The sequence below is a fragment of the Paenibacillus sp. FJAT-27812 genome (assembly GCF_001273905.1).
Taxonomy (GTDB): Bacteria; Bacillota; Bacilli; order Paenibacillales; family Paenibacillaceae; genus Pristimantibacillus.
In genome coordinates this window covers 3,191,937-3,205,326 of record NZ_LIGH01000001.1, presented here as the reverse complement: position 1 = coordinate 3,205,326, position 13,390 = coordinate 3,191,937, and the positions used below count along the sequence as shown (strand labels likewise).

Genomic DNA, 13,390 nt, shown 5'->3' with positions numbered 1-13,390 from the left:
TAGCAAACAATGCCAATATCACATTAATTGGTCAGTCGCTCACACAATTGATTCTGTGCATCAAACGAAAAAAAATGATACTATGTATGATGGGTAAAGGACTTTGCTATAGCTTATATCGATTTTATATGTTGCAACAGGAGGAAGTAATATGAGTAACGACCAAAATTTTTGGCTTGATTTACCAAAGCCGTTTTTTATATTAGCGCCAATGGAAGATGTCACAGATGTTGTATTTCGTCACGTCGTTAGCACAGCTGCAAAACCCGACGTATTTTTCACGGAATTCACAAGTACAGATAGTTATTGTAACCCTGCAGGAAGAGACAGTACTCGCGGTCGGTTAACGTTCACAGAAGATGAGCAACCGATCGTCGCTCATATTTGGGGCAATAAACCTGCATTTTTTGAACAGATGAGTATAGATATGAAAAAACTAGGCTTTCGTGGTATCGATATAAACATGGGATGCCCGGTCCAAAACGTCGCATCCAATGGAAAGGGTTCTGGATTAATACAACATCCTGAAGTTGCAGCCGAAATTATTCAAGCAGCAAAAGCAGGCGGATTGCCGGTTAGTGTTAAAACAAGATTGGGTTACTTTGAAATTGACGAGTGGCGCGATTGGTTAGGACATATATTGAAACAAGATATTGCGAATCTTTCCATTCACCTTCGTACAAAAAAAGAGATGAGTAAAGTAGAGGCGCACTGGGAACTAATCCCTGAAATAAAAAAATTACTCGATGAAATTGCACCAAATACGCTGTTAACTATTAATGGAGATATTCCTGACCGCGCAACAGGATTAAAATTAGTGGAACAATACGGCGTTGATGGTGTCATGATTGGCCGCGGCATTTTCACCAATCCATTTGCTTTTGAAAAAGAACCTAAAGAACATAGCGCGAAGGATTTTCTCCATTTGCTACTTTTACAGTTGGATCTTCACGATAAATATTCAAAAGAAAACGAACCACGTCCATTTAAACCGCTTCTTCGCTTTTTCAAAATCTATGTGCGTGGATTTAGAGGCGCAGGCGAACTAAGAAACCAATTAATGGATACCACGTCAACAGATGAAGTACGTCGTTTAGTAAAGCCTATTTTAGATCAAGTATTAGATTGAAGCATTCCCACCTGTGCATGATTCAAAAGACTTGCTGTTAAAACAAGATAGAGTTTTCGGTATCATGTGTATAACTCTCTTTCAAAATAATGGAGAGCACTGAACCTGCTTTCGGTGCTCTCAAGACATAAAACATAAACTGACGTATCCAAAGTTGCAGACTATATAAAGAATGAAATGACCCACAGACAAACAAAAGAGAGTACTCATGGTGAAGTACTCTTAGCGCTAATCGGTTACACGATATATATCTCTATTCAAACAGTTGAAATTTATATTTCTTTATCCCCTCTGGATATTTGGTCATCAACTCAAACCTCCTATTCTCGTTTGGTTCAATCCCTAATGAACCAATGGCATATGTCCAATCAGTATCAATCACATTATCATTTGCATCCATATATATAGCCATAACCTTTATGTAGGAATACGATGTGTCTCCATTATTCTTTACTGATCCTATTGCACGAATGTAATCTCCATCTCGACTCACTTCTATATCAGTGAGATCAAGCATAGGAACTGCATCTTTATTTATTCCGTCCAGCAATTCAGTAAGGAAATCCATATCCTCTGACTTTATTACAACATCCGATATAACCTCAAATGCTTCTTCTGTCTTTCCTTGCTTATGTAATTCATTAGCTTGTGCCACCAATTCATTGTATTCACGGTCAGAGCTTGAATTAACAATATCCGCACCGTTTGAACATCCAGAGAATATGAAAATAGATGAGGATAAGGCAATGAATATTAATATTGCATTACGCACTTCAAACACCACTCCCGTTTATCCTATGAAGTACCTGCTTCCCATTTATGCCCACAACTCATACAGCCAACCATTAGCTTCTTACTTCCAATAAGTCCTCCTAGTAGTCCAACTCCTCCTAACAAAGCACCTCCAACAGCTGCCTTACCAAGGCTAAAGCCTTTGTCTCCTGCGGACAACTGAGTGGATTTGCATTTTGGACAACGCAATATCTCGTTTGAATTATCCGTATCTTGAAACAACTGTTTGTTTGCTGGCTTCTAATGAGGTTTGAAGACTCTCAACAGGAGCACATAATAACTGTATTGAACTTATAGCCAATGTCATTCGATTGACAGCTAATATAATAATTTTTTCCTGATTCATGCAATAACTTCATATCAAACATACGATTCCACATTTCAACCAAACTAGAATAATTACCTATGAATATACTAACATATTCCAAATGAATTGGAGCATAAAAAGTTGGCTAGAAGACGTAGAAAAAATCTACATTTGTTGAATTGGCAATGCAACTTGCAAATGTCTTCTCTGTCGTGTTCTTGCACCGTCAGTCATCAAGAAAATCCTGAAAAGCAAATTTTAACAACATAAAAAAGACTACCTCCTGTTTTTTAGGAAGTAGTCTACACTTTAGAAAATAGTTTTTAACGTGACCAGTTCTCACGATGGACGAAAATAGTCTAAACTATTTCACAATGTATAAGGGTTTAACCCCTTATTACATCATGCCGCCCATGCCGCCCATACCGCCCATATCAGGCATGCCAGCGCCAGCACCCTTAGGTTCTGGTTTGTCAGCAACAACCGCTTCAGTTGTCAAGAACATAGCTGCAACGGAAGCTGCGTTTTGTAGAGCTGAACGTGTTACTTTAGCAGGGTCAACGATACCGGCTTCGAACATGTTCACCCATGCGCCAGTAGCTGCGTTGTAGCCTACGCCGATTTTTTCGTTTTTCAGACGCTCAACGATAACGGAGCCTTCTTGGCCTGCGTTAGCTGCGATTGTGCGAAGCGGCTCTTCAAGGGAACGAAGAACGATGTTTACGCCTGTTTGCTCGTCGCCTTCTGCTTTAACAGCAGCAACGGCATTATATACGTTAATGAGGGCTGTACCGCCGCCCGATACGATACCTTCTTCAACCGCTGCGCGAGTGGAGTTGAGGGCATCTTCGATGCGGAGCTTGCGCTCTTTCAATTCTGTTTCTGTAGCTGCGCCGACTTTGATTACTGCAACGCCGCCGGACAATTTTGCAAGACGCTCTTGAAGCTTCTCGCGATCGAAGTCGGAAGTTGTTTCTTCCAGTTGAGCGCGGATTTGGTTCACGCGAGCAACGATGTCAGCGGAGTTGCCGCTGCCGTCAACGATGATTGTTGTTTCTTTTGTGATGCGGATTTGACGAGCGGAACCTAGCGATTCAACGCCAGTCGATTTCAGCTCAAGGCCGAGTTCTTCTGTAATTACTTGGCCGCCTGTAAGAGCAGCGATATCTTGAAGCATTGCTTTGCGACGGTCGCCGAAGCCTGGAGCTTTAACCGCAACGCAAGTGAATGTTCCACGAAGTTTGTTCACTACTAGAGTAGCTTGAGCTTCGCCTTCAACATCTTCAGCAATGATTAGCAATTGCTTGCCGGATTGTACGACTTTCTCAAGAACCGGAAGGATCTCTTGAATGCTCGTAATTTTTTTGTCAGTGATCAGGATGTAAGGGTTGTCGAGAACCGCTTCCATCTTGTCTGTGTCCGTGATCATGTAAGGGGACACGTAACCGCGGTCGAATTGCATACCTTCAACCACTTCAAGCTCTGTAACAAAGCCTTTCGACTCTTCTACAGTGATAACGCCGTCGTTGCCCACTTTTTCCATTGCTTCTGCAATCAGTTGGCCAACTTCATCGTCAGCAGACGAGATCGAAGCGACTTGAGCGATCGATTGTTTGCCTTCGATTGGTTTCGAGATAACTTTCAGCTCTTCAACAGCAGCTCTAACCGCTTTCTCAATACCTTTGCGGATAACCATAGGGTTAGCGCCTGCAGTTACGTTTTTCAAGCCTTCGCGAATCATCGCTTGAGCAAGAACAGTTGCGGTAGTTGTACCGTCACCTGCTACGTCATTTGTTTTTGTAGCTACTTCTTTAACGAGTTGAGCGCCCATGTTTTCAAAAGCGTCCTCTAGCTCGATTTCTTTAGCGATGGATACGCCGTCATTCGTGATGAGCGGGCTTCCGAATTTTTTCTCAAGTACAACGTTGCGGCCTTTTGGACCAAGCGTTACTTTAACTGCATTTGCAAGAGCGTCAACTCCGCGCAGCATTGCGCGACGAGCATCTTCACTAAATTTAATTTCCTTAGCCATTAACGTAAAACCTCCCAAAATAGTTTAAGTAGAACTGCTATGTCTTGCCTTCTATGTGTCCCTAAGCGGGCTGTTATTCAAAAATCGCGTGAATTTCGCTTTCTTTCATAATCAAATACTCTTTACCTTCGTATTTGATTTCAGTACCGGCATATTTGGAGAAAAGAACACGGTCGCCTTCTTTAACTTCCAAAGCAACACGAACGCCATCTTTCAGCGTACCGCTGCCAACTGCTACCACTTTACCTTCTTGCGGCTTTTCTTTCGCCGAATCCGGCAATACGATACCGCTAGCTGTTGTTTCTTCTTTCGCGATTGCTTCGATCAATACGCGTTCACCCAAAGGTTTGATCATTGAAAATAGCCTCCTTCAAAATTTGTCGCTTCTTTTATTCTCGTTAGCACTCGAAACCTTCAAGTGCTAACAACTATTTTTATCATACTCATTTTCAAAGTTAATTTCAAGTGCTTGGTTTTAATTTTCCGTTAATTTACACTATACCCAAAGGAACAACAATCATTCCCGCCTCTTCCTCCTGTTTGATCGTCACTTTGACGCCATAAATATCCTTCATCGTTTGCTCCGTAATGACCATCTTAGGCGCTCCCGCCATATGTACCTCTCCGTCTTTCATCACAATTATGCTGTCGCTGTAGCGAACCGCTTGATTCACATCATGCAGCACCATCACAATGGTCAAGCCATATTCAACGTTTAAGCTTTTGATCAAATCAAGCACTTCTATCTGATAATACATATCGAGGTAGGTCGTAGGCTCATCCAAAAATAAAAAAGGCGTCTTCTGCGCCAGCGCCATTGCAATCCATATGCGCTGCCGCTCGCCGCCAGACAGCTGATCCAACCTCAAATGCCGCTTCTCAACGAGCTTCGTGCATTTTAACGCCCATTCAATAGCGAGTTCATCCTCCGTGCCGCTTTGCGTCCACATGCTGCGATGGGGGAGCCGTCCGTAGCTCGTCAGCTTCTCTACCGTCATATCAGACGGCGCTTCATTCTGCTGATGCACGACCGCTATTTGGCGGGCCAGCTCCTTCGGCTTAAAATCGGTTATGTTTTTCCCATCCAATATGACATGGCCGCTCTTCGGGGCAAAATTACGCGCCATCACGCCCAGCAGCGTCGATTTGCCGCTCCCGTTAGGGCCGATAACCGTCGTAATCCGACCAAGCTCAACGTCCGCGGATATATTTTTCAAAATATCGGGCTGTCTTTCATAAGCATATGTAATTTGATTAAGCTCCATGAATGCGGTCACCCCTTCTCAGCATGAATACTAAAAATGGCCCGCCGATAATCGACATTATAATAGAAGCCGGAATTTCGGTCGGTGCCAGAATCGTTCTGCCGAGCGTATCCGCGCTTAATATGAGCAAAGCTCCGGCTAACGCCGAAAAGGGGATAAGCAGCCGATGATCCGAGCCGATCAACAATCGCGCAATATGAGGAACAAGCAGGCCGACAAAAGCGATCAAGCCGCCAACGGCTGTCGCAACCGAAGCAAGCAGCACCGCGATAATAGAGATAATTAGACGCGCTCTCGTCACGCTAAGACCTAAGTTTCCTGCCGTTTTATCCTGCAAAGCCAGCATATTGCACCACGAGCATACGAAAAGCGACAAAATAAGCCCGATCACGCCATAAATGCCTAATATCTCAACATCGCTCCATGTTTTCATCGTAAAAATAGAGCTGATCGCCTGATTGACCGAGGTCACCGCATAGCTTCCGCGATAATTAAACGATTGTCCGAGTCCGGTGAAGGTTGCATTAATCGCGACGCCTACCAAAATAATGCGCATCGGGCTCAGCCCTGTTTTCCAAGAGAATGAATACACCAAGAAGCACGCAAACGCGCCTCCTAAAAATGAAAACAGCGGCATCCAAAAAAACATCGCCGGAAAAATCGTCACCATAAGCAGCGAAATAAAGCCGGCTCCCGAAGAAATGCCGATCACGCCCGCGTCGGCAAGCGGATTACGCATGACGGCCTGAAGCAGCACGCCAGAGACGGCAAGCGCCGCTCCTGTCAGCAAAGCGACGATAATGCGCGGCAGCCGCAAATCTTTGACAACCTCTACTTCCTCATTCGTTCCGCTGAACAAGCCCTCCGTAAGCTCTACCAAGCCAACCTTTATACTGCCCGTTGTCGCAGAAATCATGATAACGCCAAGCAGCAAAATAATTACGCCCACAAAGCTGACAATTTTTTTGTTTATTTTCATGGATAAAGCATCTCCATCAAAGCGTCCATCGCTTCATTGGCCGCTAAGCTCGCAGTCGTTCCGAACAGCGCCTCTTCCAGGTCATACACCCGATCATTTTGCACCGCGTTAAAATGTTTCCAAATATCGTTTTTCTTAAACTCCTTGTCGAACATCTTAATAACCTCCTCCGGCATTCCGTGCGCGGCCCGCAAAATCACATCCGGGTTAGCCTGCTGCAAATACTCGGTGTTGGAAGCCAAATATTCGACGGTCTCGCCCTGCACGATATTGACTCCCCCAGCCAGCTTCACAAGATCTCCGATATACGAATTTTCCGTTGCAACGAGGTAACTTCCCGGCACGCCTAGCAAAATAAGTACGGTTGGCTTTTGCTTGCCTTCCATTTTGTTTGCCATCTCCGCTATTTTCTCGTCATAGCCAGCTGCAATTTCGTTTGCCTTCGCCTCTTTTCCATAAGTCTTGCCTAGCTCAATGATCGCCGCTTGCATATCGGCAAGGCTCGTCAGGTCAAGGAAGTTTGCCTTTACGCCTACATTTTCAAATACTGGCTCCAGATCGTACTTCAGCGTCGTTACCGATAGCACTTCAGTAGGTTTTAATGATTTCACAAGCTCCATGTCCGGGCTCATCGGATTGCCCACCTTGGTTGCCGTTTTGTACCGCTCAGGCAATGACTTCACGCTTGTAGGAATGCCGACGAGATCAACGCCCAGCGCATCCATGATCTGCGTAACCGCCACGGTCGTCGCGATCACGCGATGCTCTTGCTCCTCCCCCTCCTCATCAGTCTTTTTCTCATTGCCTACTGCCGTTTGCCCCTTGGCCTGTTCGTTATTGATCGTTTTCACGTCACTTTTAATGCCGCCGCAGCCTGCTAGAGCGACCATTAAAGCGGCTATGATGATCGTCCATAAGAATTGCTTCATCTCTTCCCTTCTCCTCCCTAAAAACACCGCAGAGGACACCATCCATATGGCGCCCTCCCGCATGTCATTTTATAATGGTGCGGCTATTAGACCTTTTTGTTCATCGCTCGCTTACGCAGCATCCAAATCGCGATCGCGCCGACTACAGCAATAAGAACGGGGATCGTCACGACCCAAAACGTTCTGCTGCCCGATTGCTCCTGCACATCGAGCACCTCAGCTGCGACAACCGCTGGATCAATCGAAGCCTTTACGGTCTCTGCTTCAGCATCCAGCGCTGCCGTTTGCCCCGCTTCCTCCGTAGGCGCAGGCTGTTCAGAGGCTGTCTCCGCTGGCACCTCGCTTGACGATTCCTCTACCGCTGGCTGTTCGCTTGGCGCAGCTGACGGTTTGGCAGTTTCCTCTTGCGAGGCGGCTATAGCAACCTCCGGCTTCCCTTGAGCCGGTTTCGTCGTTTCAATTGCCTCAGCTTTGGTCTCTGGCGCAACTGTCGCTTGTGCGTTCACCGTATCGGTGGCTGCTGGCTTAACAGGCTTTGCACCCGTTGCTGGTTTAGCCGTGCTTGCCGGCTGTGCGGGCTTCCCCGTTGCGGCCGGATTTTTCTCCTCCTGCTTGGCAGGCGCCGTTTCTTTGGGCTCGGACTGTGCTGCCTTCACGAGCTTAAAGCTATCCTGATCGAATACAATACGAATGGTGTAATCATGATCATAGTCAATGTCCGCAACCGTCACATGGATTTTCGAAGTAACCGGCTTTGACAAATCATCGGCCTTAAACTCGACTACTCTTTTATCCTCTGTCATATCCCTGCTAATGACCTTCGCATCCGCATGGCCGCCAGCACTCGTCACCTTAAATTCCGTCACCCATTTGCTGTGATTGATAGTCAACCGAATCGTCGGCTCACCCTTCTCGATCAGAACGGTCGCCGGCTTTTCCCAATAGTCATTAGCCATCGATACCGAATCATCCTCCGCTTTGAGAACGAGATAAGTAGCGGTATAGGTACCGTCTGTCCGATCGGATTTTGCCTGCACGGCAGATGCGGCGAGCAGCAGGCTTATCGCACTAATGACCGCTATGATATAAGACCGATAAAATCGTTTCATCATCATTTTAAACCTCCATTATTTATGTAAAAATATAGTATATATAATCATTATAAATAGGTTTTTATTTTCTTTTTTAAAATATTATCTCATTCATTCCGCATTCATAAGTAATGATTATCATTCTCATTATAAAACAAAAAAATATATTCCGATTATTTGCGCTTCATTTCTAAAACCTTCATAAAACCTGCGATTAAAGCCGGTTCCATCCCCTCATGTCTCACGCTCTACCGCTCGGCAGCCTATCCCATTCACGGGCCCCATCCCCTATAAAGTGACTCCTCTCCCTAAATTAAGCTTAAAATCTTAAACCACAGACGATGTTACTCCACTTTCAAAGCAATCGTCAACCTTTATTAAATTTTTAAATAATCGATATTTCGTTTATATAAATGTGTTAATCTCAATACAATAAAAGTAAAAATTTTCTTTTTAGAAATTTGGCTGGAGGGTCCTATGAATAAAGGCTTGTTGCTTTGCTGCGCCGCTCTGCTGCTCACTGCTGTAGGGTGCAGCGGACAAACATCACGAACAAATGAGTTTTCGGATCCGCCCCCCGCGCGGATTCAAGTAAAGGACTTTGCTGGACGCATGATCACCTTTGACAAGGTGCCAGACCATATTGTCGCTTTGAGCAATGGTGAAACGGATATTGTGTACGCGCTAGGCGGGGAACTGGTAGGCAGACCTGCTTCAACCTCCTCCTCACTCCCGGCTGCAGCAGAAAAAGTGGAGCAAATCGGCTCTGCCCATGAGGTTGATCTTGAGAAAATCACGCTGCTCCGCGCAGATGTCGTGCTCGGCAACAATCCGATGAATACAAAGGATGTCCCCGTACTTGAAGGGGTTGGCTCTAAGGTCATTCTCACAAGCGCCAATTCCGTTAATGAGATAAAAGCGCAAATCACTTTATTCGGCCAGCTTCTGCAAAAGGAAGCGCGGGCGCAGGAGCTTAATCAAACGATAGACGACAAGCTGAAGCAATTTCATACAGCAGCAAACCAAGAGAAACCGAAAGCTCTGCTCGTCTATGGAGCACCGGGAACTTATATGGCTGCTTTGCCAAACTCGCTCAGCGGCAACATCCTAGAACTGGCAGGCGGTACGAATATCGCGTCCAACTATCCGAGCCTGCAAAGCTATCCGCAGTATGCGCAGCTCAATTCGGAGCGGATTGTGGAAGCAAACCCCAGCCTTATTCTCATTATGACCCATGGCAATCCGGAGGAAGTGAAGAAGGGGTTTCTAAAGGAAATGCAGCAAAACCCTGCCTGGAGCAGCCTGGATGCCGTGAAGCAAAACAAAGTGGAAGTATTGCCGTCCGACTTATTCGGCTCCAATCCGGGAACTCGCATTATTGAGTCGCTCGAATGGCTGCACGACATGTTGGAGACGGCAGCGCAGCGCTGAGAGGAACAAAATGAATAAACAATTGCGAACAAAAAGAAGAAGGATCGCTTTGGCGGTCGCCCCGCTGCTTCTGTTATTAAGCGCTTTTTATGGATTGTCATACGGCTCCGTATCGATATCGCTCAAGGAAATATGGCTTATCCTTACGACTGATATACAATCGGCGCAGCAAACGATCATTATGAATTTAAGGCTGCCTCGCGTATTGGTTGGTTTGCTGACAGGCGCATGCCTGGCTGCTGCCGGCGCTATCCTGCAGGGAGTTATGCGCAATCCGTTAGCGGATCCCGGCATTATCGGGGTATCGGCAGGCGGCGGGCTTGCCGCCGTTATGATGATGGTGCTGCTGCCGCAGCTAAGCTATTTGCTGCCTGCCGCAGCTTTTGCTGGCGCATTTGCAGCGTCAATCATCATTTATCTCATATCGTGGGATAAAGGCGCTTCTCCCGTCAAAATCGTCCTCGCCGGTGTCGCGATCAACGCCCTGCTTGGCGCCATTATGAACGGCATCATGGTCGTTTACAGCGATAGGATCCAGGCGGTTTTGCCATGGCTGTCGGGGGGATTGAACGGCCGGAGCTGGCATCATCTGTCTTTTATGGCTCCGTACGCGCTAATCGGCCTTGCTCTCACGTTTCTTGCTATCAAGCCCGCAAATGTGATGCTGCTTGGCGATGATTCCGCTAAGCTGCTCGGCCAGAAGGTAGAGCTGCAAAGATTGCTGCTCATCCTCCTTTCTTCCTTGCTGGCAGGCGCCGCGGTCAGCGTCGCCGGATTAATCGGCTTTGTCGGGCTCGTTGTCCCGCATGCGGTAAGACTGCTCATAGGAGAGGATTACAGGTATCTCCTCCCTGTCTCCATAGCAGGCGGTGCGGCGCTGGTCGTGTTGGCCGATACGATCGCCAGATCATGGTTCGATCCGATCGAGCTTCCGGTTGGCATTTTGCTTGCATGCATTGGCGCACCGTTTTTTCTACTATTATTAAGGAAACGGAGTAATTGGCGATGACAGCTAACGATACGGCAATTGATTTAAAGGAGCTTGCGCTTGAGATGGGAATGTTCCAGCTCATCGACATTTCTACTGCGGTCCCGCTTGGCAAAATGACAGGCATCATCGGCCCGAACGGCTCCGGCAAGTCGACCCTGCTCAAAATCATCGCCAAGCTGCTGGATGCAGACAAAGGGGAGATTGCCATTGAAGGCAAGGCTGCTAAAGCCTATTCAAGAGCTGACTTTGCCAGAACCGTCTCCATGCTTCCGCAAGCGAAGGATATGCTTCCCGAGCTAACCGTCCGCGAGCTGATTGCATACGGACGTTCTCCCCACAAACGTTTGTTTAGACAGAAGCTAACCGATGAGGATCAGCAAATTATAGATTGGGCGATGAAAACGATGAGCATCCGCCGCCATGACGATCGGATGTTCCATACTCTATCGGGAGGTGAACAACAAAAAGCGCGTATTGCGATGGCTCTGGCCCAGAAGACCAGCATCATTTTGCTCGACGAGCCCACGACCTACTTAGATATCTCCCATCAGCTTGAGGTTATGGGCATGCTTCGTAAAATTAATCAAGAGCATGGCATCACGATTGTGATGGTCCTTCATGACCTGCAGCAAGCTGCCGCCTATTGCGATCATTTGATTGCAATGAAGGAGGGTGAGATTGTCTCAAGCGGTAATCCGCAATCGGTTATTACTTCTCGCTTTTTGAGGCAAGTGTATGAAATCGAGGCTAAAGTAAGCTTCGCAGAAAACTATCCCGTCATTATTCCCATACCAAAAAAATACGAGGAGGATGCAACAATGATTATTGTGACGAATACATCCCATATTACGAAAGGGAACGGCGACAAGCTGATCGAACGCTTCGATCGAATCGGCAAAGTAGAAGCCATGGAAGGTTTTCTCGGACTAGAGGTGCTGCTCACGCAAAATACGGCAGACTACGATGAAGTATCCGTCGTCACGCGCTGGAACTCCAAGGATGATTTTAAAGCTTGGACAAAAAGCGAGGCATTCCGTGAATCCCATTCCCACCGCAAAACGCCCGACTACATTATTTCAAACAAAATCACCTTCCAAGAGGTCAAAATAAAGCGCAACCCGCTTCCGCCTGTACAGACCGAAGCTTTCCCTGAAGCGCAGGCACAATAACAACCAAAGAAGGCAGACGACGGAATTGTCCGTCGTCTGCCTTTTTCATGACCAGCCTCGCTTACTTCAATGCCGTATCGATGCCAAACGGCTGCCCCGACCACGCCTTCTGCGCCGTCCATGCCTCATCTGCCCCGCTCCAAAACGGATGCTCGCTCGGCAAGCCTAATGGCAGAAACACCGCAGCGCACAGATAAAGGCTTCCGGTTGAAATATAACGCTCGCCTATATTCGGCTGATGGCCGCAGAAGCCGATGGTGAGCCAGCCGTCCGGCGTAAAGTTGCCAGGCTGTTCAAGCGTCCTCCGAATGGCTGCCGTTAGCGCGCAGCGAACCTGCGCGGCACTTACATCCTCAGGCAAAGCGTCCAGCAACGCGCTTTGGGCCAAGCTCTGGAAAGCGCCAAAGCGGTAGGCGAGCGACCGCCCAATCGGCGGATATGTTCCATCAGCTGCGATCAGTCGCTCTAACACGCCCGCATAGCGGCTGGCACGGCTCGTTATTGCAGCCCGCATCGCGTCCCATTCCTCGTAGTGATCGCCTGCAGCGGCAAGCACATCAACGAGCATCGGCTGAATTACGAAGCTGTTGTAATAGTCCCAGTGAAAATCCGGACCATCCCCGTAAGCCCCATCACCCAAATACCACTGCTCATGCTGCTTTAAAGCGTAATCGATCCGCATAGGGTCCCAGTCGCTCTCTCCAAGCTTAAGCAAAGCGGATTCGATCGTTGCAGCGAACAGCAGCCAGTTCGAGAATACCGGCTTCCTCGTCCGCGTATGCTTCAGTGCAGCAATAACATTAGCTTTCACGCGCGGCGAAAGCTTCTCCCCAAGCTCTATAGGGGCACGAAGGATCGCTTGCGCCAAAAAAGCCGCATCAACGATCGGCTGGAAGCCATCGCTAAAGTTCATGCAATCCGGCGACTCCGGATCGGTGCCAGCATCGATTGCGGTGCGGGCGAGCTCAGCATATCGGCTGCGCAGCTCTTCCTCTACTCCTGTAAGCCCTCCGTTTTCAAGCCAAGGAGCCATACCGGACAAAAGCCGCCCGAGCGCTTCCAAATGGGTGTATTTAGCTCGGTCCGCCAATAAACCCGCTTTTTCTTCCTCACTCGCCCCTTCAATTTCTGCGCATTCAACCGGCATCTTTTCCTTCAGGCGGCGCTCGGCGAGTGCTGTAAGCACTGGGTCGCTTATCGCTAACAGCTGCTCCAGCCAATATTCGCGGGCTGGAAGCGAGCTATCCATCTGATGTTGATTCAACATGCTCAATC

The 13,390-nt window shown here is 47.6% G+C and carries 12 protein-coding genes; 4 read left to right on the top strand and 8 right to left on the bottom strand.

Annotated elements, in window-relative coordinates; translation table 11 throughout:
- The first annotated feature begins 151 nt into the window (after nucleotides 1-151).
- A complete protein-coding gene (locus ADU23_RS13480; RefSeq protein WP_053374213.1) occupies nucleotides 152-1,129 on the top strand; it encodes a tRNA dihydrouridine synthase in 978 nt (325 codons plus the stop codon).
- Nucleotides 1,130-1,382: 253 nt separating this feature from the next.
- On the opposite strand, the gene ADU23_RS13475 is transcribed toward ADU23_RS13480, so the two are convergent.
- The 7 genes from ADU23_RS13475 to isdC all read right to left on the bottom strand — a co-directional run bounded on the left by ADU23_RS13475 (nucleotide 1,383) and on the right by isdC (nucleotide 8,545).
- Complete coding sequence (locus tag ADU23_RS13475; RefSeq protein ID WP_053374212.1) at nucleotides 1,383-1,901, bottom strand: FxLYD domain-containing protein; 519 nt, start codon at nucleotides 1,899-1,901, stop codon at nucleotides 1,383-1,385.
- Between the two features lie 724 nt (nucleotides 1,902-2,625).
- Nucleotides 2,626-4,260, bottom strand: a complete 1,635-nt coding sequence (gene groL / locus ADU23_RS13470; RefSeq protein WP_053374211.1) for a chaperonin GroEL — start codon at nucleotides 4,258-4,260, stop codon at nucleotides 2,626-2,628.
- Between the two features lie 73 nt (nucleotides 4,261-4,333).
- Nucleotides 4,334-4,615, bottom strand: coding sequence for a co-chaperone GroES (gene groES / locus ADU23_RS13465; RefSeq protein ID WP_053374210.1), 282 nt, complete (start codon nucleotides 4,613-4,615; stop codon nucleotides 4,334-4,336).
- Between the two features lie 136 nt (nucleotides 4,616-4,751).
- On the bottom strand, nucleotides 4,752-5,525 hold the full coding sequence (locus ADU23_RS13460; protein ID WP_053374209.1) for an ABC transporter ATP-binding protein: 774 nt from the start codon (nucleotides 5,523-5,525) through the stop codon (nucleotides 4,752-4,754).
- The gene (locus tag ADU23_RS13455; RefSeq protein ID WP_053377616.1) at nucleotides 5,515-6,498 is read right to left on the bottom strand and encodes a FecCD family ABC transporter permease; all 984 of its coding nucleotides are present in this window, start codon (nucleotides 6,496-6,498) and stop codon (nucleotides 5,515-5,517) included. The genes ADU23_RS13460 and ADU23_RS13455 overlap by 11 nt, the downstream gene beginning before the upstream one ends.
- A gap of 2 nt (nucleotides 6,499-6,500) precedes the next feature.
- Complete coding sequence (gene isdE / locus ADU23_RS13450) at nucleotides 6,501-7,433, bottom strand: heme ABC transporter substrate-binding protein IsdE (protein WP_053374208.1); 933 nt, start codon at nucleotides 7,431-7,433, stop codon at nucleotides 6,501-6,503.
- Between the two features lie 86 nt (nucleotides 7,434-7,519).
- Nucleotides 7,520-8,545 (bottom strand): heme uptake protein IsdC, encoded by a 1,026-nt coding sequence (isdC, locus tag ADU23_RS13445; RefSeq protein ID WP_053374207.1) that lies wholly within the window; start codon nucleotides 8,543-8,545, stop codon nucleotides 7,520-7,522.
- A gap of 456 nt (nucleotides 8,546-9,001) precedes the next feature.
- On the opposite strand from isdC, the gene ADU23_RS13440 reads away from it, so the two are divergent.
- From ADU23_RS13440 to isdG, 3 genes are read left to right on the top strand one after another with little or no spacing between them, the layout of a single operon-like run.
- Entirely contained in the window at nucleotides 9,002-9,955 is a 954-nt protein-coding gene (locus tag ADU23_RS13440) for an ABC transporter substrate-binding protein (RefSeq protein WP_053374206.1), read from the top strand.
- Nucleotides 9,956-9,965: 10 nt separating this feature from the next.
- Nucleotides 9,966-10,964 carry a FecCD family ABC transporter permease gene (locus ADU23_RS13435; RefSeq protein WP_053374205.1) on the top strand — a complete coding sequence of 333 codons (999 nt, stop codon included), beginning with the start codon at nucleotides 9,966-9,968 and terminating at the stop codon, nucleotides 10,962-10,964.
- Complete coding sequence (gene isdG, locus ADU23_RS33945; RefSeq protein WP_053374204.1) at nucleotides 10,961-12,115, top strand: heme oxygenase; 1,155 nt, start codon at nucleotides 10,961-10,963, stop codon at nucleotides 12,113-12,115. The genes ADU23_RS13435 and isdG overlap by 4 nt, the downstream gene beginning before the upstream one ends.
- 61 nt (nucleotides 12,116-12,176) lie before the next feature.
- On the opposite strand, the gene ADU23_RS13425 is transcribed toward isdG, so the two are convergent.
- A complete protein-coding gene (locus ADU23_RS13425; protein WP_231637366.1) occupies nucleotides 12,177-13,382 on the bottom strand; it encodes a DUF2264 domain-containing protein in 1,206 nt (401 codons plus the stop codon).
- Nucleotides 13,383-13,390 lie beyond the last annotated feature (8 nt).

What these genes read in the sequence shown, in the direction of transcription:
- ADU23_RS13480 (WP_053374213.1), top strand. Translation starts at nt 152, where the DNA reads ATGAGTAACGACCAAAATTTTTGGCTTGATTTACCAAAGCCGTTTTTT.
- groL (WP_053374211.1), bottom strand. Translation starts at nt 4,260, where the DNA reads ATGGCTAAGGAAATTAAATTTAGTGAAGATGCTCGTCGCGCAATGCTG.
- groES (WP_053374210.1), bottom strand. Translation starts at nt 4,615, where the DNA reads ATGATCAAACCTTTGGGTGAACGCGTATTGATCGAAGCAATCGCGAAA.
- ADU23_RS13460 (WP_053374209.1), bottom strand. Translation starts at nt 5,525, where the DNA reads ATGGAGCTTAATCAAATTACATATGCTTATGAAAGACAGCCCGATATT.
- isdE (WP_053374208.1), bottom strand. Translation starts at nt 7,433, where the DNA reads ATGAAGCAATTCTTATGGACGATCATCATAGCCGCTTTAATGGTCGCT.
- isdC (WP_053374207.1), bottom strand. Translation starts at nt 8,545, where the DNA reads ATGATGAAACGATTTTATCGGTCTTATATCATAGCGGTCATTAGTGCG.
- ADU23_RS13440 (WP_053374206.1), top strand. Translation starts at nt 9,002, where the DNA reads ATGAATAAAGGCTTGTTGCTTTGCTGCGCCGCTCTGCTGCTCACTGCT.
- ADU23_RS13435 (WP_053374205.1), top strand. Translation starts at nt 9,966, where the DNA reads ATGAATAAACAATTGCGAACAAAAAGAAGAAGGATCGCTTTGGCGGTC.
- isdG (WP_053374204.1), top strand. Translation starts at nt 10,961, where the DNA reads ATGACAGCTAACGATACGGCAATTGATTTAAAGGAGCTTGCGCTTGAG.
- ADU23_RS13425 (WP_231637366.1), bottom strand. Translation starts at nt 13,382, where the DNA reads ATGTTGAATCAACATCAGATGGATAGCTCGCTTCCAGCCCGCGAATAT.